At 67.1% G+C, this 21,581-nt stretch carries 22 protein-coding genes; 9 read left to right on the top strand and 13 right to left on the bottom strand.

Features of this window, described 5'->3' with window-relative positions; genetic code table 11:
• Positions 1–14: 14 nt before the first annotated feature.
• Together J0X25_RS30200 and purB are read right to left on the bottom strand one after the other, a co-directional pair.
• The gene (locus J0X25_RS30200; protein ID WP_225896650.1) at positions 15–788 is read right to left on the bottom strand and encodes a CPBP family intramembrane glutamic endopeptidase; all 774 of its coding nucleotides are present in this window, start codon (positions 786–788) and stop codon (positions 15–17) included.
• 69 nt (positions 789–857) lie between these two features.
• Positions 858–2,246, bottom strand: a complete 1,389-nt coding sequence (purB, locus tag J0X25_RS30205) for an adenylosuccinate lyase (RefSeq protein ID WP_207287620.1) — start codon at positions 2,244–2,246, stop codon at positions 858–860.
• 177 nt (positions 2,247–2,423) lie between these two features.
• On the opposite strand from purB, the gene purH reads away from it, so the two are divergent.
• From purH to J0X25_RS30225, 4 genes are all read left to right on the top strand, one after another.
• Positions 2,424–4,064, top strand: a complete 1,641-nt coding sequence (purH, locus tag J0X25_RS30210) for a bifunctional phosphoribosylaminoimidazolecarboxamide formyltransferase/IMP cyclohydrolase (RefSeq protein WP_207287621.1) — start codon at positions 2,424–2,426, stop codon at positions 4,062–4,064.
• A 349-nt stretch (positions 4,065–4,413) separates the two neighbouring features.
• Positions 4,414–5,187, top strand: a complete 774-nt coding sequence (locus J0X25_RS30215) for an SIMPL domain-containing protein (RefSeq protein ID WP_207287622.1) — start codon at positions 4,414–4,416, stop codon at positions 5,185–5,187.
• An 88-nt stretch (positions 5,188–5,275) separates the two neighbouring features.
• A complete protein-coding gene (locus J0X25_RS30220; RefSeq protein ID WP_207287623.1) occupies positions 5,276–6,469 on the top strand; it encodes an ABC transporter substrate-binding protein in 1,194 nt (397 codons plus the stop codon).
• Positions 6,459–7,454: an NAD(P)/FAD-dependent oxidoreductase gene (locus J0X25_RS30225; RefSeq protein WP_207287624.1), complete on the top strand. Its 996-nt coding sequence runs from the start codon at positions 6,459–6,461 to the stop codon at positions 7,452–7,454. Before J0X25_RS30220 ends, J0X25_RS30225 begins: the two co-directional genes overlap by 11 nt.
• A gap of 111 nt (positions 7,455–7,565) precedes the next feature.
• Here J0X25_RS30225 and carA read toward each other — a convergent pair whose 3' ends face one another.
• Positions 7,566–8,642, bottom strand: a complete 1,077-nt coding sequence (carA, locus tag J0X25_RS30230; protein WP_207287625.1) for a glutamine-hydrolyzing carbamoyl-phosphate synthase small subunit — start codon at positions 8,640–8,642, stop codon at positions 7,566–7,568.
• A 102-nt stretch (positions 8,643–8,744) separates the two neighbouring features.
• Here carA and J0X25_RS30235 point away from each other — a divergent pair, with 102 nt between their 5' ends.
• A complete protein-coding gene (locus J0X25_RS30235) occupies positions 8,745–9,158 on the top strand; it encodes an Lrp/AsnC family transcriptional regulator (RefSeq protein ID WP_207287626.1) in 414 nt (137 codons plus the stop codon).
• Positions 9,159–9,629: 471 nt separating this feature from the next.
• Positions 9,630–10,100: an MGMT family protein gene (locus J0X25_RS30240; protein WP_207287627.1), complete on the top strand. Its 471-nt coding sequence runs from the start codon at positions 9,630–9,632 to the stop codon at positions 10,098–10,100.
• A 19-nt stretch (positions 10,101–10,119) separates the two neighbouring features.
• On the opposite strand, the gene J0X25_RS30245 is transcribed toward J0X25_RS30240, so the two are convergent.
• The 3 genes from J0X25_RS30245 to lonB are packed head-to-tail and all read right to left on the bottom strand — an operon-like array spanning position 10,120 to position 13,709.
• Positions 10,120–10,473 (bottom strand): hypothetical protein, encoded by a 354-nt coding sequence (locus J0X25_RS30245; RefSeq protein ID WP_207287628.1) that lies wholly within the window; start codon positions 10,471–10,473, stop codon positions 10,120–10,122.
• Positions 10,474–10,499: 26 nt separating this feature from the next.
• Positions 10,500–11,519 carry a CPBP family intramembrane glutamic endopeptidase gene (locus tag J0X25_RS30250; protein ID WP_207287629.1) on the bottom strand — a complete coding sequence of 340 codons (1,020 nt, stop codon included), beginning with the start codon at positions 11,517–11,519 and terminating at the stop codon, positions 10,500–10,502.
• Entirely contained in the window at positions 11,520–13,709 is a 2,190-nt protein-coding gene (lonB, locus tag J0X25_RS30255; protein WP_207287630.1) for an ATP-dependent protease LonB, read from the bottom strand.
• A 292-nt stretch (positions 13,710–14,001) separates the two neighbouring features.
• On the opposite strand from lonB, the gene J0X25_RS30260 reads away from it, so the two are divergent.
• Complete coding sequence (locus J0X25_RS30260; RefSeq protein ID WP_207287631.1) at positions 14,002–14,520, top strand: nicotinamide-nucleotide adenylyltransferase; 519 nt, start codon at positions 14,002–14,004, stop codon at positions 14,518–14,520.
• Positions 14,521–14,622: 102 nt separating this feature from the next.
• Complete coding sequence (locus tag J0X25_RS30265) at positions 14,623–15,510, top strand: SAM hydrolase/SAM-dependent halogenase family protein (RefSeq protein ID WP_207287632.1); 888 nt, start codon at positions 14,623–14,625, stop codon at positions 15,508–15,510.
• A 155-nt stretch (positions 15,511–15,665) separates the two neighbouring features.
• Here the strand turns inward: J0X25_RS30265 and J0X25_RS30270 are convergent, their stop codons facing one another.
• On the bottom strand, positions 15,666–16,025 hold the full coding sequence (locus tag J0X25_RS30270; RefSeq protein ID WP_207287633.1) for a HalOD1 output domain-containing protein: 360 nt from the start codon (positions 16,023–16,025) through the stop codon (positions 15,666–15,668).
• Positions 16,026–16,122: 97 nt separating this feature from the next.
• Positions 16,123–17,667 (bottom strand): thermosome subunit alpha, encoded by a 1,545-nt coding sequence (thsA, locus tag J0X25_RS30275; protein WP_207290896.1) that lies wholly within the window; start codon positions 17,665–17,667, stop codon positions 16,123–16,125.
• 200 nt (positions 17,668–17,867) lie between these two features.
• On the opposite strand from thsA, the gene J0X25_RS30280 reads away from it, so the two are divergent.
• The gene (locus tag J0X25_RS30280; protein ID WP_207287634.1) at positions 17,868–18,695 is read left to right on the top strand and encodes an amidohydrolase family protein; all 828 of its coding nucleotides are present in this window, start codon (positions 17,868–17,870) and stop codon (positions 18,693–18,695) included.
• Between the two features lie 639 nt (positions 18,696–19,334).
• On the opposite strand, the gene J0X25_RS30285 is transcribed toward J0X25_RS30280, so the two are convergent.
• The 5 genes from J0X25_RS30285 to J0X25_RS30305 are packed head-to-tail and all read right to left on the bottom strand — an operon-like array spanning position 19,335 to position 21,558.
• The gene (locus J0X25_RS30285; RefSeq protein WP_207287635.1) at positions 19,335–20,105 is read right to left on the bottom strand and encodes a proteasome assembly chaperone family protein; all 771 of its coding nucleotides are present in this window, start codon (positions 20,103–20,105) and stop codon (positions 19,335–19,337) included.
• 7 nt (positions 20,106–20,112) lie between these two features.
• The gene (locus tag J0X25_RS30290; protein WP_207287636.1) at positions 20,113–20,292 is read right to left on the bottom strand and encodes an RNA-protein complex protein Nop10; all 180 of its coding nucleotides are present in this window, start codon (positions 20,290–20,292) and stop codon (positions 20,113–20,115) included.
• Between the two features lie 8 nt (positions 20,293–20,300).
• Entirely contained in the window at positions 20,301–21,101 is an 801-nt protein-coding gene (locus tag J0X25_RS30295) for a translation initiation factor IF-2 subunit alpha (RefSeq protein ID WP_207287637.1), read from the bottom strand.
• A complete protein-coding gene (locus J0X25_RS30300; RefSeq protein ID WP_207287638.1) occupies positions 21,098–21,271 on the bottom strand; it encodes a 30S ribosomal protein S27e in 174 nt (57 codons plus the stop codon). The genes J0X25_RS30295 and J0X25_RS30300 overlap by 4 nt, the downstream gene beginning before the upstream one ends.
• A gap of 5 nt (positions 21,272–21,276) precedes the next feature.
• Positions 21,277–21,558 carry a 50S ribosomal protein L44e gene (locus J0X25_RS30305; RefSeq protein WP_207287639.1) on the bottom strand — a complete coding sequence of 94 codons (282 nt, stop codon included), beginning with the start codon at positions 21,556–21,558 and terminating at the stop codon, positions 21,277–21,279.
• Between the last annotated feature and the right edge of the window lie 23 nt (positions 21,559–21,581).

A 21,581-nucleotide genomic window follows, 5' to 3' on the forward strand; every position in this document is an offset into this window, starting at 1 on the left:
CCTCGCGGTCGGACTCAGGCGTACTCGAGGAAGTTCGTGAGGTAGACGAGCGCGTTGTAGCCGCCGTGGATCAGCGCGGGGACGAGCAGGTTGCCCGAGAGTTCGTAGAGGACGCCGAAGTACAGGCCGAGCGTCGCGACCGTGCCGAGGCTCACGAGCATCGTGCCGAGCTGATCGCCCATGTAGACGGGGACGTGAACGGCGGCGAACACGAGCGCCGCGAGAAGCACCGCCAGCGGCGCCGGGAACGTCTCGCCGAGGCGCGACTGGACGACGCCGCGGTAGAGCAGTTCCTCGCCGGGCCCGGTGAGGAGGATGGCGATCGGGATTCCCACGAGAAACAGCACCGGGAGCTCGCGACCCCGCTCGATCCCCGAGTGGGTCTCGCCCTCGCTTCCGACCCCGAACGGGTCGAGAAACTCGACGAGCGCCTGATAGCCGACGAGGACGACGAACGCGCCGACCAGTCCGAGGACGATCCAGCCGAGATCCCAGACCGTCGGCTTCCGGATCCGCAGGAACGAGCGGATGTAGTCCCAGTCGAAACCGTTGCGACGGACGATCAGGTAGGTGAGCGCGAGGCCCCCGGCCCCGACGACGTTGAACGCGACCGACGAGGCGATCTGCCGGACCGCCGCCGCCTCGACGTCGAGCAACAGCAACTGCCCCTCGACGCCGAGCGTGGCGGCGAGGCCGGTCAACCAGCCGCCCATCGCGAGGACGAGACAGAGCCCGACCGCCCGTACGCCCGCCGGGACCGACGCCGGTATCCCGCGTATCGTGGACACACGCCCCCGTAGTCGCGGCCGGTAGAAATAGCTACTGACACCGCAGGCGGGTCGAGCGACTCGCGCCGGTTACTCGAGGTCGTCGACCAGTTCGTCGGCGACGCCGGTGTACCCCGTCGGCGTCAGCGCGTGTAATTCCTCGCGGACGTCCTCGTCGACCGCGAGGTCGTCGAACATCTCGCGGAAGTCCGCGAGCGTGACGTCCTTCCCCCGCGTCACCGCCTTGACGCGCTCGTAGGCGTCCGCCTGGCCCTCGCGGCGGAGGATCGTCTGAACGGCCTCGCCGATGATCTCGGGGGTCGACTCGAGGTCCTCGCGCATGACGTGCTCGTTCGGGACGACCTTCGAGAGTCCCGCGGCCGTCTTGCCGTAGCCGATCAGGCAGTGGGCGAAGGCGGCGCCGATGTTGCGCTTGACCGTCGAGTCCGAGAGGTCCCGCTGGAGCCGCGAGGTGGTCACGTAGTCGGCGAGGAACGTGAGGTCGGAGTTGGCCTTCGAGAGGTTCCCCTCGCTGTTCTCGAAGTCGATCGGGTTGACCTTGTGGGGCATCGTCGACGACCCCGTCTCGCCCTCGACGGCCTCCTGACCGAGGTAGCGGTCGGAGACGTAAAGCCAGACGTCCAGATCGAGGTCCAGCAGGACGTCGTTGGCCCCGCGGAACGCGTCGAAGACGGCCGCGAGGTCGTCACAGGGGTTGACCTGCGTCGTGAGCGGTTCGAACTCGAGGTCCAGTCCGTCCTCGACGAAGTCCCGGGCGAACGCCCGCCAGTCGACGTCCGGATAGGCGGCGTGGTGGGCGGCGTACGTCCCCGACGCGCCGCCGAGTTTTCCGCGCAGATCGTCCGTCGCCCGTCGGATGCGACCGGTCGCGCGGCCCAGTCGGGACGCGTAGACGGCCATCTCCTTGCCGAATGTCGTCGGCGTCGCGGGTTGGCCGTGGGTGCGGGCCAGCATCGGAGTTTTGCGGTAGTCTCGCGCCATCTCCGTCAGTTCGTCGCGGACGTCGTACAGCGCCGGCAGGAGCACCTCGTCGACGGCGTCGCGGACGAGCAGCCGATGGGCGAGGTTGTTCACGTCTTCGCTGGTCAGCCCGAAGTGGATCCACGCGGAAGCGTCGCTGTCGTCGGGGAGTTCGTGGCGGACGAAGTACTCGACGGCCTTCACGTCGTGGTTCGTCGCCTCGAAGCCGGCGTGGCCCTCGGTCTCGAGTTTCTTGATCAGGCGGGCGTCCTCCTCCGCGAAGTGCCGGTAGAGGCCGCGCAGGTGCTCGCGGTCGTCGGCGTCGATCTCGAGGGGCGTCGCCTCGAGGTCGGCGAGCGCGAGCAGGTACTCGACTTCGACGCGAACCCGCGCTCGCATGAGCGCGGCCTCGCTGGCGTAGGGCGACAACGGTGCGGTCCGGCTGCTGTAGCGGCCGTCCAGCGGCGAGACGGCGTACAGGGCGTCGGTGTCGGTCATGGTAGCCCGTCCGCAACGACGGCGAAAAAGCGTATCGAAACCGCGACCCGCGCGAGGCCACGAGCGTGCATATCTCGAGGGGGTGTGGGGAGAATACTGCCGTAATAATACACGAACGTGCATACGCGAGGGATCGAGACCGCAACCACTTTGCCGCTCGCGGGCGGCCATCAGACCATGACGCGAATCGCCGGGATGGCCGGCAACCGAGGGCGCAACCTGTTGAACATCGCCGACCGCGCGCCGGGCGGGGCCGAACTCGCGGTCGTCCTCACGAACGGCGAGGAAGCGCCGGTGCTCGAGTCGGCCGCCGAGCGCGGGATTCCGACCGAGGTCGTCCCGCTCGAGGACGGGATGAGCCGCCGGGAGCACGAGGAGGCCGTCCTCGAGGCCCTCGCCGACTACGAGTTCGATCTGGTCTGTCTGGACGGCTACATGCGCATCCTCTCGGAGACGTTCCTCGCCGAGGCGCCGACGACGCTGAACGTCCACCCCGCGCTGCTCCCGTCGTTCCCCGGCATGGACGCCTGGGGCGACGCGCTCGAGGCCGGCGTCTCGGTTACCGGCTGTACGGTCCACGTCGTCACCGACGCGACCGACGAAAACGGCGACGTCGTCGAAGCGGACGTCGACGCCGGTCCGATCGTCACCCAGGAGCCGATCCCGGTCTACGAGGGCGACGACGAGGAGACGCTGAAGGAGCGCGTGCTCTACGAGGGCGAGTTCCGCGCGTACCCACGGGCGGTGAAGTGGTTCGCCGAGGGTGCGGTGGACGTGGATACGGACTCGGGTGAAGTCACTGTCGAGAACGACGTGGCCGGCGTCGAGGACGCCGATCACGATGAGCTTCCGAGCCGTCGACTGGTCTCTGACGACCGCGCCGACACCCTTCGCTACGGGGAAAACCCCCATCAGGACGCCGCGGTGTACGCCGATTACACCACCGACGAGGCCAGCGTCGTCCACGCCGACCAGCTGAACGAGGGCGCGAAGGCCCTCTCGTACAACAACTACAACGACGCCGACGGCGCGCTGAACCTGATCAAGGAGTTCGACGACCCCGCCGCCGCGGTCATCAAGCACACCAACCCGGCGGGCTGTGCGACCGCCGATTCGCTCGACGAGGCCTACGAGAAGGCGCTCTCGACGGACCCGATGAGCGCCTTCGGCGGCATCGTCGCGCTCAACCGTGAGTGCGACGCCGCGACCGCCGAGCAGATCATCGACTCGTTCAAGGAGGTCGTCGTCGCGCCCGTCTACACCGACGAGGCGCTCGAGACCTTCTTCGAGAAGGATAATCTGCGCGTGCTCGACGTGGGCGAACTGGGCGACCAGCGGACCGAGCGCTTTACCGAGAAGCCGCTGGTCGGCGGCCGCCTCGTGCAGGAACGGGATCTGCAGTCGATCACGGTCGACGACCTCGAGGTCGTCACCGAGCGCGAGCCCACGGACGACGAACTCGAGACGATGGTCTTTGCGTGGCAGACGCTCAAACACGTCAAATCGAACGGGATCCTCTTCGCGGACGGCACCGAGACGGTCGGCATCGGCATGGGACAGGTCTCCCGCGTCGACGCGGTGCGACTGGCCGCGATGAAGGCCGACGAGCACGCGGAGGGGAAGAACGCCGAGGGCGCGGTCATGGCCTCGGACGCCTTCTTCCCGTTCCCGGACGGCATCGAGGAGGCCGCGAAGGCCGGCATCGAGGCGGTCGTCCAGCCCGGCGGCTCGGTCAACGACGAGGACGTGATCGAGGCCGCCGACGAGCACGGAATGGCGATGGCGTTTACGGGCCAGCGGTCGTTTAGACACGATTAGAACCGCGAGCGAACGTAGTGAGCGAGCGGCTTTTTGGTCCAGATTTTTGCGCGAGAGGTGAACGAACGCAGTGAGTGAACCCAAGCGCAAAAAGGTGGATGCCGCGATGGCGTTTACGGGCCAGCGGTCGTTCCGTCACGATTAGCAACCGCGAGAAGGCGAACGGTCGGCTACTCGTAAGCGAACGGAGTGAGAGTTTTTTCGTCGAGACGTTTCGAAGCGTAGCGTACGTATCGGAAATATCACCACCAGTTGCCCCGAACCGATTCGAGGCGTACGAGTGCTCGCGGTCCGGCGGATCGTTCGAGTGCAGCCGGGGCTTTTTTCCGTCGCTCGTCGTCCGTCGGCCATGGATCGACGACAGTTCCTCGCGGCCTCGAGCATCGGAATCGCGGCGGCGACGGCGGGCTGTATCGGAGACGGACGCAGTGACACCGGCGCCGAAAAACAAACCGATGTCGACGCACAGGCCGAAGCGTCCGCCGGCGAGCGTGAGCGTGCAAACCGCGGCGAAATCACGGTCAGCGCCAGCGGCGACGTCGAGGCGGAGCCGGATCAGGCGGTCGTCACCGTCGGCGTACAGGCGAGCGGCGAGAGCGCCGACGCCGTGACCGAGGAACTGGCCACGGGGGTCGCAGCCCTTCGGAAAGCGTTCGCCGACCTCGGTATCCCACGGAAGAACGTCGAGGAAGGCAGGTACCGGGTTCATCCGGCACGGGAGCGGGACGCCGAGGGGTTCGAGGGAGCGCACTCGCTCGAGGTGACAGTCACCGACGTCGGGCGCGTCGGCGAGGTCGTCGACGCGGCGATCGATGCCGGCGCCGACGACGTCGGACAGGTGCGCTTCACGCTGCAGGAAGAGACGCGAGCGACGCTGCGGAGAGACGCGCTCGACGCCGCACTGGCCACCGCCGACGACGAGGCGGCTCACGTCGCCGACAACCGGAACGTCGAACTCGAGGGGACGACGACCGTCACGACCGGCGATATACGGGTTCGACCGGTCGAAGAGGCTCTCTCGAGCGATAACGCGGCGGCGGACGGGGCGCCGCCGACGGAAATCGAGGCCGATCCCGTCGGCGCGAGCGCGAGCGTGACGGTCACGTACGCGTTCGCCGAGTGACGGCTGTCGCTCGAGCGGTATCCCTCACAGTGGTTTCGGCCGGCCTAAAATCGAACGACTTTTGAATAGTTAGGCGAGCCTAAACCGTATGAACGGACCACGGCAGTTCGACCGGACGCGACGCGAGTTCGTCGGCGCGGGGATCGCAGCCGGAACGGCGGCGCTCGCGGGCTGTATCTCGGGCGACGGCACCGGCGGCTCCGGTGACGAGGACGGTTACACCGTGACGATGGCGCCGATGGGGGAGATGGAGTTCGACTCCGTCCCCGAGGACGCGTTCGTCACCTTCACGCAGTACGCGGACATGGCGGTCGCGCTCGGCCACGGCGACGCGGTGAGCACGCTGTTCTCGCCGGCGATGTCCGGGCCGACGATGGACGCGTTCTACGAGCGACTCGAGGGCGTCTCCTTCGACTGGGAGGACCTGGAGAATCCGCTCGCCGAACCAGTCACGAGGGAGGGCCTCCTCGAGGCCGAGCACGACGTCCACTTCCTCGATCCGTCCTACCTGCTGACGACCCAGGACGACTGGGACGAATCCCGGATCGAGACGATCGCCGAGACCGTCGGCCCGTGGGTCGGGAGCTACCACAGCGGCGTCCACAGCGAACCGGCCGAGGCGTACGCCGACAGCTACGAGTACTACACGCTCTGGGAACTCTTCGAGAAGGTCGCGGCCGTCTTTCAGGAGCGGGAGCGCTACGAAGCCCTCGCGGCGCTCGCCGAGGAGACCCGCTCACAGATCGAGTCGAATCTCCCGCCCGAGAGCGAGCGGCCGACGGTCGCGCGGGCCACCTACGATCCGAACAACGACGTCTTCTACGCCCACCACCTCAACGCGGACGGCTTCTGGCAGGCCGAGATCCGCCCGCTTGGCGCCCGCGACGTCTTCGCCGACCGGGAGTGGTCGGCCGACTGGGGCACGATCGACTACGAGACGATGCTCGAGGCCGATCCGGACGTGCTCCTCCACCTCTGGGGGATCACGCCGCAGTACCCGATCGACGAGGCTCGAGCGGCGCTGGAGGATCACGATGCGGCCAGTCGGCTGCGCGCGGTCCGGAACGACCGCGTCGTCGCCGGCGGGATGCGCTACCAGGGACCGATCATGAACCTCTTCCAGCTCGAGATGACGGTCAAACAGCTCTATCCGGAGCAGTTCGGCGAGTGGCCCGGCTTCGAACCCGGCGAGGCGTATCCGGAGATCCCGGCCGACGAACGGCTGTTCGACCGCGATCGGGTCGCCGAGATCGTCACCGAGGGCGCGGCGAATGACGACTGAAACCGACGATCGCGACGGGCCGGTCGACGAGTTCGGTACCGACGACGTCGATCCCCAGTTCGACGCCGACGTCGCCGTGGTCGGCGGCGGCCCCGCCGGCTGCTCGGCCGGCGTCTTCACCGCCCGCGCTGGCCTCGAGACGACGATCTTCGACCGCGGTTCCTCCTCGCTGCGCCGGTGTGCCTGCCTCGAGAACTACCTCGGCTTCCCCGGCGGGATCGACGTCGAGACGTTCCTCGAGTTGGCGCAGGACCACGCGACGGACGCGGGCTGTCGGCTCCGGCGCGACCTCGTCGAGTCCGTCGTCGCGCTCGAGGACGCGGGATTTCGACTCGAGCCACAGGACGGCGATCCGATCACAGCGCGGTTCGTGATCGCGGCGACGAAGTACGACGGCGAGTACCTCCGGGGGCTCGACAGCGACGACGCCGTGTTCGTCAGCGAGACGCACGACGGTGAGGCGGTCGAGCGGTTCGACCGCGACTATCCGGACGACGACGGTCGGACGCCGGTCGACGGGCTCTACGTCGCCGGCCCGCTAGCCGGCGGCGGCGATCAGGCGATCATCGCGGCCGGCCACGGCGCGACGATCGCCCGCGCGCTGCTCGAGGATCTGCGCCGAGCGGACGGATACTGGGGGCGGTTCGCGGAGCACTACGACTGGCGGCGCCTGCTCGAGAACCGAGACGAGGAGTGGGCCGACTCCGAGCGGTGGGTCGACCTGTTCGCGGCCGACGCGCCCGACGACCGCGAGGAGAGCGAGGTCCGACGACTCGCCGAAGCCTACGCCGACGAACGCGACGCGGCCTATCTCGACGACGAGACCGCATCGACGCGAGCCGAACGCGGCCAACGACGGCTCGCGCGGGCGCTCGACGACGAGATCCTGCTCGAGGCCGTCGACGAGGACGCGATCCTCGAGCGGGCGACGACCCTCGAGCGCACCGGGACCCCCGCGGACGACGCTGGCGGGGTCGACGACTGAATCGGACCGGACCGACCGCTCAAGGACTGATTCTCGCACTCGAGACACGGTGCTATCGCCGCTGGGTGCGATACGAAAATCGAAACCGGAGCGAGAATCGAGGGTCGCCGATCAGTCGTCGGCGGGAACGGCCTGCTGGCTTCGCGTCTCGGCCATCGCGAGGACGTCGTCGAAGAAGTCGAGGGTGTCCTCCGGACCGGGATTGGCTTCGGGGTGGTACTGTCGGGTGATGACGTCGTACTCGATGCCGTCGATTCCCTCGGGCGTGTCGTCGTTGACGTTGATCTGGGTGATCTCGAGGTGCTCGCCGGGTTCGGCGACGGTGTAGCCGTGGTTCTGCGTGGTCATGACGACCTGCCCGGACTCGAGGTCGAGGACGGGCTGGTTGACGCCGCGGTGGCCGAAGGTCATCTTCTCGGTGGTGCCGCCGAGCGCCTCGGCGACGATCTGCTGGCCGAGACAGATGCCGGCGACGGGCGTGTCCTCGACGAACGCTTCGACGAGCGAGATCGCTTGCTCGAAGTTGACCGGGTCGCCGGGGCCGTTCGAGATAAAGAGGAGGTCGGGGTCGACGGCCTCGACGGCCTCGACGCTGGCGTCGTAGGGCAGGACGTGGACCGACGCGTTGCGCTCGAGCAACGAGCTGATGATCGATCCCTTCGCGCCGCAGTCGATCAGGGCGACGGTCTCGCCGTCGTTGTCGGCGCCGTGGACTTCGGCCTCGTCGACGCTGACCTGCGCGCCGATCTCCGTGTGGTCGCTCATGGCCTCGCACTGCTCGAGCTCGGCCAGTGCGTCTTCTTCGGTGACGTCATCGCCGACGGCGATGCCGCACTTCATGGCGCCGCCGTCGCGGATGTCGGTGACGACCTCGCGCGTGTCGAGGTGGTCGACCGCCGGGACGCCCTCGCTGGCGAGCCAGTCGGCGACGTCCTCGGTGAGTTCCTTCGCGAGCACGGCACGCGGGTGAACGCGGTCGTCCTCGAAGCGCTCCTCTCGGACGCCGTAGTTGCCGATCAGCGGGTACGAGAAGGTCAGGACCTGCTCCTCGTAGGAGGGGTCGGTCAGACTTTCTTCGTATCCCGAGTACGCTGTCGTGAAAACGAGTTCGCCACGAGCCGTTCCGGGAGCGCGACCACGTCCCTCGATCACGTGGCCACCCTCCAGTGCAACGTAGGCTTCCGTCATTACGATCTACGTATCGGATCCACCATCATAAGTGTTGTCTTCGAAGCTCAGTTACGAATTTCGTAATCGGTAAGTGCACCTCACCCGTAGTCACGCATCTCCATGGACGACCTGGACCGACAGATCCTCGATATCCTCCGGCGAGACGCCCGGACGCCCTACACCGAGATCGCCGACGAGGTCGGGACGAGCGAGGGAACCGTCCGCAACCGCGTCGAACGAATGATGGACGAGGACGTCATCGAACGGTTCACGATTTCGACCCGGACGGGAAACGTGCAGGCGATGCTCGAGATCAGCGTCGCGGTCGACGTCGACACCAAGGCCGTCTCCGAGCGGATGGCCGAGTGGGACGAGGTGGATTTCGTCTGGATGGTCTCGGGCGAACAGGACGTCGTCCTCGTCGTCGACGCCGCGGACACCCGCGGGGTCAACGATCTGATCACGAAGGCCCGCGATCAGGAGGAGGTCGTGAGTACGAAAACGCGGCTGATTCTGGACGAAGAGCTCGGCTAGAGCGGTTCGGAGACGTTCGTCGTCGGCTCCGACATAACAGTCCAGCGGTGGCGCGCGCTGTCTCGCGGTGAGCGAAGCGAGGGCTGAACGAAGTGAAAACCTCGGAAACGCGAACGGCGACCATCGGGAGCCGTGAGCGATCAGCGAACCGCGAGTCGAATTCGTGCGAGGTCTTCGTGAACGGAGTGAACGAAGTCGTTCGAGACGGCGAAGCCGTCTCGTGATGCCGAAAACGCGTAGCGTTTTCGAGCAGCTTGGAAGACGCGCGGCGTCTTCCAGTGGATGAGGACCGCAGCGACGCCGGAGCGAGGACCGCAGTCGGTTGGGGAGGGTGTGGAAATCACTTTGCCAGTGTGAGCAGCGAACTCGTTGGAACGAGGACCCAGTGTTCTGTAGTCCCGTCCAAGCGATTAGATCCAGTCTCAAATCGCGACCGGCGATTATTCAAGTCCCTATCGCCTACGACTCCGTATGGAGGACGTCACGGACGCCGGAATCTACGCGCGGGAATCGTCGTACCTCGATCGATACGTCGAACTCGGGGCCGCCAGCGGGCGCGTCCTGAGCGTCACGTTTCCCGAGATCGCTGACGACGACGCCGAGGCGGATCATCCCGTGCTCGACCGCATCTTCGAGTACCTCGAGGGGCTCGAGGAGGTCACCTTCGACGACGTGCAGGTCGCCCTGACGGTGCCGACCGACCAGCGCGCGGTGCTGGAGTCGGTCCGGGAGATCCCCTACGGCGATCAGGTCAGCGTCGAGACGCTCGCCCGGATGACTCCCGACCTCGATCACGAGGACGAGGACGACATCATCCTCGTCAGAACGGCCCTCGACGAGAACCCCGCGCCGATCCTGATCCCCGACCACCGGGTCCGCGACGGGCCCAGCGCCGCGCCGCCACCGGTCGAACAGAAACTGCGCTCGCTCGAGGAACTGTAGGACGCCGCGCTTCCGCTTCTCAGTCGGTGTTCCAGACCGCGTAGAGGTACAGCCCGATTCCGAGGAAGACGAGCAGCGAGGAGCCCTGCTCGAGGGTCGGAATGCGAGTGAACAGGGCCGCGAACTGGAGGGCGCCGCCGACGACGAGGCAGGCAGCGGCACCCAGTAGCACCTGCGGCCCGCGACCGCCGCGGACCTGCAGGGCGAGGATCGTCCCGACGCCGACCGCGATGACGCCGAAGACGAACTCGGCGGCGTACGTCGCCAGCGGTTCGCCCGCGACCCGCCCGTAGAGTAACAGGACGAAATAGAGGACGACGGCGAGGAATATCGCTCGGTGGATCGACGCGGGAACGTCGTCGGTGGTACTCATACGCACGGTATTCTGCGCCAGACCCTTTAGTTTTCGAGGGAGTCCGCCCAGTCGAACTCGAGGCCCTCGTGGACGACGAACTCGAGGGCGTTGACCAGGTAGTGGGCGACGATCACCACGAGAAGACTCCCGGTGACGACGAAAATCGCCGCGAGGACGAAGCCGAGGACGCCGGTGACGACGACGCCGACCGAGCCCTGCATTCCGTGGCCGACGGCGAAGGCGACCGACGAGACGACGGCCAGCAGCCACGGCGAGACGCCGAAGCCGGTCGCGACGGCGCCGATCAGCGCCGCCCGGAACAGCAACTCCTCGAAAACCGCGATGATCGGCAGGACGACCAGCAACAGCACGAGCCACCCACGCAGCGTCTCCGGCGCCAGCAGTTCCCGGAGGTCCTCCTCGTGGTCGAACCCGAACCGGGTCGCGACCGCCGCCGCGATCTCGTTGGCGACGTAAAGCACGAGGCCGTACGCCGTCCCCAAGACGAACCCCTCTCGGAGGAACGATCGGGAGAACTCGAGCCCCAGCGCGTCGGCCGGGATCCCCGTGTAGACGACCGCGCCGAGGAGGACGCTCGCGAACAGCCCCTGCGAGAGCGCGACGTTGGCCAGCAGTTCGCCGACCGACAGCGATTGCGGGTCGATACGTCCGGTTCGGCCGTTCGGACGTTCGGGTTCCGGCCTCCGATCGAGCGGGCCGCTGGCATCGACCGCGACCTCTCGTTCGCGCGCTGGATCCGCGTCGTTCTCGTGGTCGATGTCGGTCTCGAGGTCGACGTCGGTCTCGAGGGCCGATTTCGACGCCGAGGCGTCCGCGTCGCCTCGAGGCTGCCGGTCCGTATCGATATCGGACGGCGAATCCGCACGCGGAGACGCCTCGTCGGCCGACACACTCGAGAACGAGTCGCCGTCGGCGTTGCGCCCGCGCTCACGCTCGGACGGGTCCGGCGGATCGGAGAACGCGGTCTGTGTCAGGTGGGAAAGAACGAGCAGCAACACGAGGACGACGCCCGTTACGCCGGCGAACGTCGCCCACTGGGCCATCTATTGGGGACTCGGGTTCGAGCCGCCGGCGGAGCCGACGGTGCCCTGATCGAACGCCGAGCCGGTGATCGACTTGAGTCGATCGACGAGCGAGTCCTTCTTCGGTTCGCCCATCAGGGCGACGTCGAGGACTTCGCTGATGTTTGAACACGGGATGATCTCGACCATCTCCTCGTACTCCTCTTCGATCATCACATCCTGCTCGTTGGCGGCAGGGATGATGACCTTCTTGCAGCCGGCCTTCGCGGCCGCCTCGATCTTGTGCGTGACGCCGCCGACCGGGAGCACGTCGCCCCGCACCGAGAGGGAGCCGGTCATGGCGACGGTCTGGTCGACCGGGATGTCCTCGAGGGCGGAGATGACGGCCGTCGCCACCGTGATGGAGGCGGAGTCGCCGTCGACGCCCTGCTGACCGGTCTGGACGAACTGGATGTGGATGTCCTTCTCCGAGAGGTCCACGTCGGAGAACTTCTTGATGATCGCCGAGACGTTCTGGACGGACTCCTCGGCCATCTCCTTGAGCTGACCGGTAGCGATCACTTGCCCGCCTCCCTGGGCGGGGGCGATCTCGGCCATGACGGGGAGCATGATCCCGGAGTCCTCGCCCATGACGGCGAGGCCGTTGACTCGGCCCTCGACGCCACCTTCGGCGACCTGCAGTTCGTAGTCCTTCCGGCGCTCGATGTAGTCGTCGGCGAGCTGTTGCTCGATCGAGCGCGAGCGGCCCTTGGCCTGCAGGACGTCCTCGCGGGTGGTGAACTCCCGATCCTCCGAGCGGGCGATGTCGCCCGCGACGCGGACGAGCCCGCCGAGGGTGCGGAAGTGCAGCGTCAGGTGGTTCTTCCGGCCCGAGCGCCGCTTGGCCTCGAGGATGAGTTCCTCGACGGCGTCGGCAGTGAAGTGGGGGAGGCGGCCGTCGCGTTCGACCTCCTGGGCGATGAAGCGCGCGTACTTGCGCCGCATCTCGGGGGTGTCCTCGATGGTGTCCTCCATGTACACCTCGTAGCCGTATCCCTTGATACGGTTCCGGAGCGCGGGGTGCATGTTCTCCATCGCGTCCAGGTTCCCGGCCGCGATCATGATGAAGTCACAGGGGACGGGCTCGGTCTGGACCATCGCGCCCGAGGAGCGCTCGGACTGGCCCGTGATCGAGAACTCGCCCTCCTGGATCGCGGTCATCAGCTTCTGCTGGGTGCGGACGTCGAGGGTGTTGATCTCGTCGACGAACAGCACGCCCTTGTTGGCCTGGTGGATCGAGCCCGGTTCCACGCGGTCGTGGCTCGGGGTCTCCATCCCGCCGGACTGGAAGGGATCGTGGCGGACGTCGCCCAGCAGCGCGCCGGCGTGGGCGCCGGTTGCGTCCTCGAACGGCGCGGTGCGCTTGTCGCCGTTGTTGACGATCATGTTGGGCACCATCGCGTCGCTCCCGCGGTTCGTGTAGCGGAAGATCAGCCAGACGATCCCCGCCGCGAGGATGCCGAGCAGAATGCTGGCGGGGCTGAGAATCGCGTAGCCGATGATTATCGCGATGATGATCCACATCAGGATCGACCGCATCTGGTTGCGCTTGCGGGCCTCTTCCTTGTGGGCGTCGATGATCTGTTCGCCCTTGCCGGCGGGGACGGTGCGGACCTTCGGCTCGTTGCCGTCGTCCGGGTTGTGGTAGACTAAGACGTCCTGGAGATCCTCCTGGGGAAGCAGCTGGCTCATCGCCTTCGCCAGCATCGACTTCCCGGTCCCCGGCGAGCCGATCATCATGACGTGCCGGCGCTGCTTGGCCGCCTTGATGATGATGTCTCGGGCCTCGTCCTGACCGATGACCTGGTCGACGAGCCGATCCGGGACCTCGATGTCCTCGGTGGAGTCGATCTTGAGGCCGCCGAGCAGATCGTCCTCGGCGATCTCCTCGTCTACTTCGACGCCCGGATCGACTTCGACGGAGCTCCCGAGGTCGTCGACGGTCTCGATGTCGTCGTCCTCGGTCGAATCCGGCTCGAACTCGTCGATCGGATCGTCGAACTCGTCACCGTCGTCGACGTCGCCCCGGTCACCGTCCTCCTCGAGCGGCGACCGTTCTCCCTGGCGCTTCGACTCCGACGCCCCGTCTCGAGGCTGTCGCGCCTGCTCGTTGTCAGGCCCGTCGTCGGAAGCGTCTTCGGGAGGATCGTCAACGTTCGTATCCTTGCTCATAGAACTCTGTTCAGTACCTGATTCGAAGGGATTGCCACTGATATACTTTCTCCATGCGGAGGATGGTGACAGGGGGTGAAACCGGGGCGTACAGCGCCCGAGACCTCCGATCAGCGATTCGGCTCACCGACCGTCTGCAGCGATGGCCCGGTCGGCTGGTGCGCGTCGAGATCCGGGCGTCCTCGCGGCGGCAGCCGGTGAGCCGAATCGGGGCAACGGTTCTCCAGTTTTCGCCGCTCGAGGGGCCCCCGAACTCGCCACGCTTAAGCCCGCTCCCCGAACAGTTTCCGGCATGACCCGGGGGTTCTACATCGGCCGGTTCCAGCCCTTTCACAACGGCCACCTCAGCATGGTCGAGCAGATCGCCGAGGACGTCGACGAACTCGTTCTGGGGATCGGGAGCGCAGACGACTCGCACACCGTTCGGAACCCGTTCACGGCGGGCGAGCGCATCATGATGATCACGAAGTCGCTCGTCGACTACGACCTCGTCACCTACGCCGTCCCGATCGAGGACTTAGAGCGCAATTCCGTCTGGGTGAGCCACGTCCAGAGCATGAGTCCCGATTTCGACGTCGCTTACTCGAACAACCCGCTCGTCATTCAACTCTTTCGGGAGGACGACATCGAAATTCGCCAGTCGCCGATGTTCAACCGCGAGGTGCTCGAGGGCAGCGAGGTCCGCGAGCGGATGATAACGGGCGGCGACTGGGAGACGCTCGTCCCCGGGGCGGTCGTCGAGGTCGTCGAGGAAATCGGCGGCATCGAACGCATCCAGATGATCAGCGGCTCGGATTCCAACGGCGCCTGACGGCGGCCGATCGTCGGCCGACGGCGATCGTCCGGCGACCGTCGTGCCCGGTCACTCGAGGCGAGTCGTGTCGATTTTCACCGGTCGGTCCGTATCGCCCCCATGATTACGCTCGCGTCGGACTTCGGGACGCCGTACCCCGCGGCGATGAAGGGTGTGCTCTGCCGGCGAACTGCCGCCAGACTGATCGACGTCGCCCACGATTTCCCCCGGCAGGACGTTCGCGCCGGCGCCTTCTGGCTCCGCGAGGTGTTACCCTACTTTCCGCCGGCGACTCACCTCGTCGTGATCGACCCCGGCGTCGGCACCGACCGCGATGCGCTGGTCGTCCGTGCAGGCGAGCACGCGCTTGTCGGGCCCGACAACGGCGTCTTGCTCCCGCCCGCGCGCCGACTCGCCGGCGACGCCGCCCTCGAGACGTACGTGATCGACGAGCGCCGCCTCGAGCCGGTCGAGCCGGCCGGTGGCGAGACCGGGCCGAGCGCGACGGCGCTCTCGGGAGCCGACGCCGACGGCAGCGACGCTCGCCACGGCGGCGGCGACGGCGACGCCCGGCACGGTCCGGCCAGCGCTACGTTCCACGGCCGGGACGTCTTCGCACCCGCCGCCGGCGAGGTCCACGAGGCCGGACTCGACTCGCTCGGCGACCTCGAGTGGCTCGCGCCGCTGGAGGCAGACCCCGTCGACTGCCACCTCCCCGAGGCCACCGTCGAGGACGACCGCGCGGCGGGCGAGGTGCTGGTCGTCGACGGCTTCGGGAACGTGATCACGAACGTGCCCGGCGACGTTCTGGCGGGTCGCGAACGGATCGTTGTGAACGGCGAAACGGTGCCCGTCGGCGAGACGTTCGCCGCGGTCCCGGTCGGCGAGCGCCTCGCGACCGTCGGCAGCCACGGCTACGTCGAACTCGACGTCAACCGGGGACGGGGCGACGAGGCCTTCGGCCTCGAGGCGGGGGATCGGGTGGTCCTCGAGGGCGTCTCCGAGTGAGCAGGATGTACCGATGACGGGTCCCGGAGAGGGATACCGGGCGCTGTACTGGCGACTCACTGTTGTGCTGACGGCTCACTTTTCACTGACGGCTCCCTCGGCACGCGACCGCGGTCAACGAGAACGAACTGAGAAAACAGCGTCTCCGGAGACGGTCACCTCCCGGTCGACGATTCGACGGGGACGTCGGGGTCGACGACGATTTCCCCGTCGGCGCGCATCGTCACGGTGCAGTCGGCGTAGAGGAACGTGACTGCTCCCCGTCGCGTCTCGCGTTCGGACCAGTGGACGGCGATGGCGTTCAGCGCGTCCGGATCGATCCGCTCCGCGGGTCTCTCGAGCGTGTCGGGGTCAACACCGAGGACCGACGAGACGGCCTCGATCAGCGCCGTCACCGGCTCGTAGTCGGTGGTCTCGTACCTGGCGTGGTACGTTCCTCGGGCCTCGTCGTGGTAAACTGGGCGCGTGCCGACGTCGGAAATCGGCACCAGCTCGTCGCGAGCGGCTTCGGACATGATACGACACTGACTACCGTATGTTAACACTTAACAATAATGGCCAGACGACAGTCTCGAACGGTTATGAATGGGTAAAAATCGAGGGACGTCGGCGTTACTCGGCGGCGATGACGTCGTCGATGCGGGCGATCATCGTCGCGGCCTCGGTGGCGCTCTCGACGGCCTCACGCTTGACGTCGGCGGGGTCGATGACGCCGTACTCGAAGGGATCGGCGATGGTGACCTCCTCGCCGCTGGTGATCAGCCCGGCGCGACCCTCGGACTCGTGGGCGGCACGAAGGTCCACGAGCGCGTCGATGGGGTCCTGGCCGGTGTTGGCGGCCAGCGTGCGCGGGACGACGTCCAGCGCGTCGGCGAAGGCGTTGACGGCGAGTTGCTTGCGACCCTCGATGCCGGCGGCCTCCTCGCGGATCTTGTCCGCGATGGCGATCTCGGTCGCGCCGGCGCCGGGGACGACCTCGCCCGATGCGAGGGCGGTCGCCACGACGTCTAAGGCGTCGCCGATGGCGCGCTCGAGTTCGTCGACGACGTGTTCGGTGCCGCCGCGGACGAAGACGGTGACCGTCTCGGCGGCCGCGCCGCCCTCGACGAACGCGAGTTCGTCGTCGCCGAAGGAGTCGGTGCGGACCCGGTCGGCCGCGCCGAAGTCCGATTCCTCGAGATCGTCGAGAGCGCCGACGCGGGTGGCGCCGGTCGCGGAGACGATGTCCTTGGCGTCGCTGCTACCGACGTTCTCGAAGACGAGGATGCCCTCGTTGGCGAGGAAGTTACTTACGCGGTCGTCGACGTCCTCGGTGGTGAAGACGACGTCCGCGCCGCTGTCGGCGACCGTCTCGGCGTAGCCGCGGACCTCGCTCTCCTCGGCGTCGAGTGCGGTGTTGAGCTGGTCGATCGAGTCGATGGCGTACTCGGCGTCGATCTCGCCGGTTCGGACGCCGAGTTCGACGTCCAGCACCGCGATCGAGGCGTCCTCGACGTCCGTGGGCATGCCCTCGTGGGCGGGCTCCTCGTCGATGACGATGCCGGGGACGAGCTCCGTCGCGTTCGAAGAGGCGCCGATCTGGGTGTGGACGGTGACGTTGTCGCGCGCGACGCCGCCCTCGAGTTCGACGTGCCGGATCGCTTCGACGACCGTCTCGGCCAGCGACTCGGCGGTGAGACCGCCGGTGCCCTTGCCGGTCATGCTCGATTCGGCGACCTGCTTGAGCACGTCGTCGTCGACGGCCTCCTCGCTGATCTGCTCCTCGATGGCCTCGAGGGCGATCTCGGACGCCTCGTGGTAGCCCTCGACGATCGTCGTCGCGTGGACGTCCTGTTCGATGAGGTCTTCGGCCTCGCCGAGCAGGTTGCCGGCGATGACGGCCGCGGTCGTCGTCCCGTCGCCGACCTCCTCCTCCTGGGAGTCGGCGACCTCGACGATCATCTGGGCCGCGGGGTGCTCGATGTCCATCTCGTTGAGAATCGTCGCCCCGTCGTTGGTAATGACGACCTCGCCGCCGGAGTCGACGAGCATCTTGTCCATCCCGCGGGGGCCGAGCGTCGTCCGTACGGCCTCGGCGACCGCCTTCCCGGCCATAATGTTGGACGACTGGGCGTCACGCCCCTGTGTTCGCTGACTATCCTCGCTCATGATAAACATGGGCTGCCCACCCATGCGTCGCTGTTGTGCCATCGTTGAATCCTCACTACCTATGTCGTCAGCACTTCTATATAAACATTTCCCTCCCGCCGCCGCTCCGTCTGGCGATTGCCCCCGGCCACCGCTTGTCAGTGACCACCACACACGGCGCTCGCGGGGCCGGTAGCAAAATATGGCTCCGACGGAAAGAGCCGGCAGGAATGCTCGAGCTGGAACACCGGTTTCGCGTCGTCGACGTCTACTCGCGGCTGTCGGTCGACGAGGGGACGAGACGCACCGGCGGCCACTCGATCACCGCGGACCGGCTCGAGCGGGAGATGCACCAGGCGGGGATCACGCGCTCGGTCGTCTTCCCGCCCGCGGGTCCCGAGCGGGGCTACCTCGCGCCGAACAACGGCGTCGCCCGCCGCAGCGTCGACCGCCCGTTCGTCGCCTTCGCGCGGATCAACGGCTCGCAGCGGCCCAGCGAGAGTGCGACCGACCGGCTCCGAAACGCCGTCAGGAGCCGCGAGGACCACCACACGACCCCCGCGGACGTCGAGCGCTACGCCTACGACGCCCGGTTCCACGGCTTCGTCATCGATCCCGGAACCGACGGCTACCCCGACGCGGACGTCCTCGCGGCCCTCGAGGCCGTCGACCTCCCCGTGATCGTCCGCGGGGGCACCGACGCCACCCCGGGGGCCCTCGCGAACACGCTGCTCGAGCGATCGTTTCCCGTGATCGTCGCCCACTTCGGCGGCCATCCCCTCGACCGGTCGCTCATGGGCGAGACGATCGACCTCCTCGCGGAGTTCGACGACTGCTACCTCGAGACGAGTTTCGTCCGGTACCGCGACCTCCTCGAGCGCGCGCTGCTCGAGCACCCCGACCGGGTCCTGTTCGGCAGCGGCGCGCCGGCCTGCCACCCCGACGTCGCCGTCATGGAGATCCTGACGCTCGACGTCTCGGAGGACAAGCTGTGGCGGGTGTTCTCGAAAAACGCCTGCCGCGTGATCGACGCGCTCGGGCCGAACGCGGACACGTAGCCGTCTCGCTCGAGGGACCGCGACCGTTCGTCACGACCGCAACCGCCGAAAGGCCCATGCCACAGCGCGCGAAGTTCTCTTCGATACCCCATGGCGGAGTACGCGGACGAGCGCTGTCCCGACTGTAACGGCAAGCAAAAGCGTCGACTGGACGGCTCTATCTGGTGTCCGAACTGCGCCCTGTTTCGGCCCGGAGCGACGAGCACCGGACAGTGATCACCCGGGAGGGATACTCGAGTCATCGACGAGACAGGGTCGTCGCGAATCCGTGTGCTCGGCCATCCCGTTCGTCGCGGACTCCCTCGGTTCGGTCGCGCTCGAGGACGCTCCACCCGACCACCCGGCGTGCGGTGGCGCGCGCTGTCGGAGGACCGAGCGATAGTGAGGGCCTCCGACGAAACTGCGCGAGGGATGAGCGAGGGAACGAAGTGACTGAGCGAATCGGCTGGGGAGGGCGTGGCGACTCCCTGTTGCCACGATAGCAGGACGCTTCGCTTGCCCACCATTTCGCTCGAGGACGCTTCGCTTCACCCGCTACGGCGCCCCAAGCATCAGTTCATAACTCTACTCCAGACGCCGCCTCAGCGACGCCGCTGTTCGAGCGGGTCGTGCTCCCGGAAATTCCTCAAAAAAGTCGATCTAGCCGATGTACCGCAGGTCGTCGTCCGTCGGCATCTGCTGTTGCTGCTGTTGCTGTTCCATCTCCTGGATCTTGCCGATGACCTCTTCCATCTCGTCGGCTCGTTCGTCCAGCGACTCGTACTCGAGGTCGAACCCGAGGGTCTCCTCGAGCACCTCGAGCACCGCGCGGGCGCTCTTGGGGTCGACGAGGTAGCCGCTGGTCTCGCCCATCAGGCAGGCCGCGTCGAAGCTGCGCCGTTGACCCAGCCCCAGTAACAGCCCCGAGACGCCGACGATGCCGCCGGCGGGTTCGTCCTCGCGGAACTCGACGCCGGCGTCCTCGAGGGCCTCGAGCAGCGACTCGTCGCTGACGGCCCCGACGACGGCGTACTCGTCGATGAGTTCGCCGGTCGGGACGCCGCCCAGCGCGTAGACCTCCTCGGCGCCGAACTCCTCGGCGATGTCGAGGAAGGCGTCGGTCAGCACGTAGTGGCCGTCGTTGGTCTGGGCCTGGTGATCGCCGGTCAGCAACAACAGATCGCGGCCGTCGGGCACGGAGACGGCGTGGATCTCGGCGCAGGTCAGTTCCGCGACGCCGTCCTCGACGCTCACCTGCGGCGGGAACTCCTGGGAGTAGACCCGCCGGACGAGCGTGCTGTCGCCCTCGAGTTCCTCGAGCAGGTGCTCGACGGCGAGGCTCCCGACGTGGCCGACGCCGGGCAACCCCTCGACGAGAACGGGGTCGTCCAGTTCGACCTCGGCGACTGCGTCGATCTCGAGTTCGTCCATACCGTACTCAGCGGTTGCGACGTTTAAGAGCGCGTCGGTACTCGCCGTGCGGATCGCCGGGGTTGAACGGCGCTGGAGCGCTGTTGACGGCGTCGGCGCCGCAGTCCGGACAGCTGTCAGAAAGGGTGTACACCGGGCGGTCGTGTGCGTCGCGCCACGCCGAACACATCCGGATATCCGACTTCATGCGGTGCGTTACTCGTCGTCGGTCCGTCGCTCGCGGTGGTATTCGCCCGAACCGCCTTCGGATTCGATCGCTCGGACCGCGCGCTGGGCGCTGTCCTCGAGCTGGGATTCGGCGGTCTTGTAGTTGGGCGCCTGCACCTCGATGCGATACTCGGGCGCGCCGACGTAGCTGACCTCGAGGTCGACTTCGTCGGGCACCTCGCCGTTGCCTTCGGCGGCCTCGAGGGCCTCGCGGATGCCGTCGACGCCGCTGGGCGAGGGGTTCTCGAGGTCGACGTAGCCGGTGACGTTGACGTACGGCACCGAGACGTTCTCGCGGGCCGTCTCGACGATCGACTCGACCTCGTCGTCGGAGAGATCGGTGTCCTCGAGGGCCTCCTCGCCGTGGATCGCGGCCTGCTTGAAGCCGTCGTAGAGGCTGCCGTGGACGCCGATCAGTTCGTTGGCGACCGCGGTGTAGGTTTCGTCGTCGACATCGTCGCCGAGCGCGATCCCCATCCAGTTGTCGGCTTTCTGCTCGTTCTTCCACTCCTGGATCTTGTCGGATCGCTGGTGATCGTTGACGTCCTTCAGCGAGAGGTCGATCTGCTGGGAGCCCTCGTCGATTTCGAGGACCTTGCAGACGGCGATCTGACCCTCGCGGACGTGATCGCGGACGTTCTTGATCCACCCCGAGGCGACCTCGGAGATGTGGATCAGGCCGCGCTTGTCCTGGTACTCCTCGAGATCGACGAAGACGCCGAAGTCCTCGATCTCGTCGATCTTGCCGACGACGAGTTCGCCGGGGTCGGGCCAGCCGCTGTACTTCATCGTGACTCGACTGTTTCGAGGATCTCGTGTTCGATCTCGGCTTTGCCGCCGGTCGGTCGCGCCAGCGTCGTGCCACAGACGGCACAGGCGACCTCCGTGGAGGCCTTGCCGAAGACGGTCTGTTCGTTCTCGCAGTCACTGCATCGAACGCTGTAGAAATTTCCTGCCATCGGTATCACTCCTGGAACTCGAGTCGGCCGGCGCGCCACCCTTCGCGGAGGTGGGCCTTGCCGCACTCGCTGCAGCGGTACTTGAGGTCGGTCTTCTTGGTGGGCTTCTCGCCGGCGGGCACCTTCGAGAAGCGACCGGAGTTCCCGATCGACGAGGAGTTTCGCCGGGTGCGGCGAGCGTCCCACTTCATCCCCGAGGAACGGCCGGTTCGGGTCTTCTCGACTTCGTGTTCGTGGTGTTCGTTGCAGTGCGGGCAGTACGTATTGAATCGGCGTGGCATCTGCATGGTTATCTCACTTGCCGTGGGCT

The sequence above is a fragment of the Haloterrigena alkaliphila genome (assembly GCF_017352155.2).
GTDB lineage: Archaea > Halobacteriota > Halobacteria > Halobacteriales > Natrialbaceae > Haloterrigena > Haloterrigena alkaliphila.

Coding starts and splice junctions, on each gene's coding strand:
- purB (WP_207287620.1), bottom strand. CDS start 2,246: ATGACCGACACCGACGCCCTGTACGCCGTCTCGCCGCTGGACGGCCGC.
- purH (WP_207287621.1), top strand. CDS start 2,424: ATGACGCGAATCGCCGGGATGGCCGGCAACCGAGGGCGCAACCTGTTG.
- J0X25_RS30215 (WP_207287622.1), top strand. CDS start 4,414: ATGGATCGACGACAGTTCCTCGCGGCCTCGAGCATCGGAATCGCGGCG.
- J0X25_RS30220 (WP_207287623.1), top strand. CDS start 5,276: ATGAACGGACCACGGCAGTTCGACCGGACGCGACGCGAGTTCGTCGGC.
- J0X25_RS30225 (WP_207287624.1), top strand. CDS start 6,459: ATGACGACTGAAACCGACGATCGCGACGGGCCGGTCGACGAGTTCGGT.
- carA (WP_207287625.1), bottom strand. CDS start 8,642: ATGACGGAAGCCTACGTTGCACTGGAGGGTGGCCACGTGATCGAGGGA.
- J0X25_RS30235 (WP_207287626.1), top strand. CDS start 8,745: ATGGACGACCTGGACCGACAGATCCTCGATATCCTCCGGCGAGACGCC.
- J0X25_RS30240 (WP_207287627.1), top strand. CDS start 9,630: ATGGAGGACGTCACGGACGCCGGAATCTACGCGCGGGAATCGTCGTAC.
- J0X25_RS30245 (WP_207287628.1), bottom strand. CDS start 10,473: ATGAGTACCACCGACGACGTTCCCGCGTCGATCCACCGAGCGATATTC.
- J0X25_RS30250 (WP_207287629.1), bottom strand. CDS start 11,519: ATGGCCCAGTGGGCGACGTTCGCCGGCGTAACGGGCGTCGTCCTCGTG.
- lonB (WP_207287630.1), bottom strand. CDS start 13,709: ATGAGCAAGGATACGAACGTTGACGATCCTCCCGAAGACGCTTCCGAC.
- J0X25_RS30260 (WP_207287631.1), top strand. CDS start 14,002: ATGACCCGGGGGTTCTACATCGGCCGGTTCCAGCCCTTTCACAACGGC.
- J0X25_RS30265 (WP_207287632.1), top strand. CDS start 14,623: ATGATTACGCTCGCGTCGGACTTCGGGACGCCGTACCCCGCGGCGATG.
- J0X25_RS30270 (WP_207287633.1), bottom strand. CDS start 16,025: ATGTCCGAAGCCGCTCGCGACGAGCTGGTGCCGATTTCCGACGTCGGC.
- thsA (WP_207290896.1), bottom strand. CDS start 17,667: ATGTTTATCATGAGCGAGGATAGTCAGCGAACACAGGGGCGTGACGCC.
- J0X25_RS30280 (WP_207287634.1), top strand. CDS start 17,868: ATGCTCGAGCTGGAACACCGGTTTCGCGTCGTCGACGTCTACTCGCGG.
- J0X25_RS30285 (WP_207287635.1), bottom strand. CDS start 20,105: ATGGACGAACTCGAGATCGACGCAGTCGCCGAGGTCGAACTGGACGAC.
- J0X25_RS30290 (WP_207287636.1), bottom strand. CDS start 20,292: ATGAAGTCGGATATCCGGATGTGTTCGGCGTGGCGCGACGCACACGAC.
- J0X25_RS30295 (WP_207287637.1), bottom strand. CDS start 21,101: ATGAAGTACAGCGGCTGGCCCGACCCCGGCGAACTCGTCGTCGGCAAG.
- J0X25_RS30300 (WP_207287638.1), bottom strand. CDS start 21,271: ATGGCAGGAAATTTCTACAGCGTTCGATGCAGTGACTGCGAGAACGAA.
- J0X25_RS30305 (WP_207287639.1), bottom strand. CDS start 21,558: ATGCAGATGCCACGCCGATTCAATACGTACTGCCCGCACTGCAACGAA.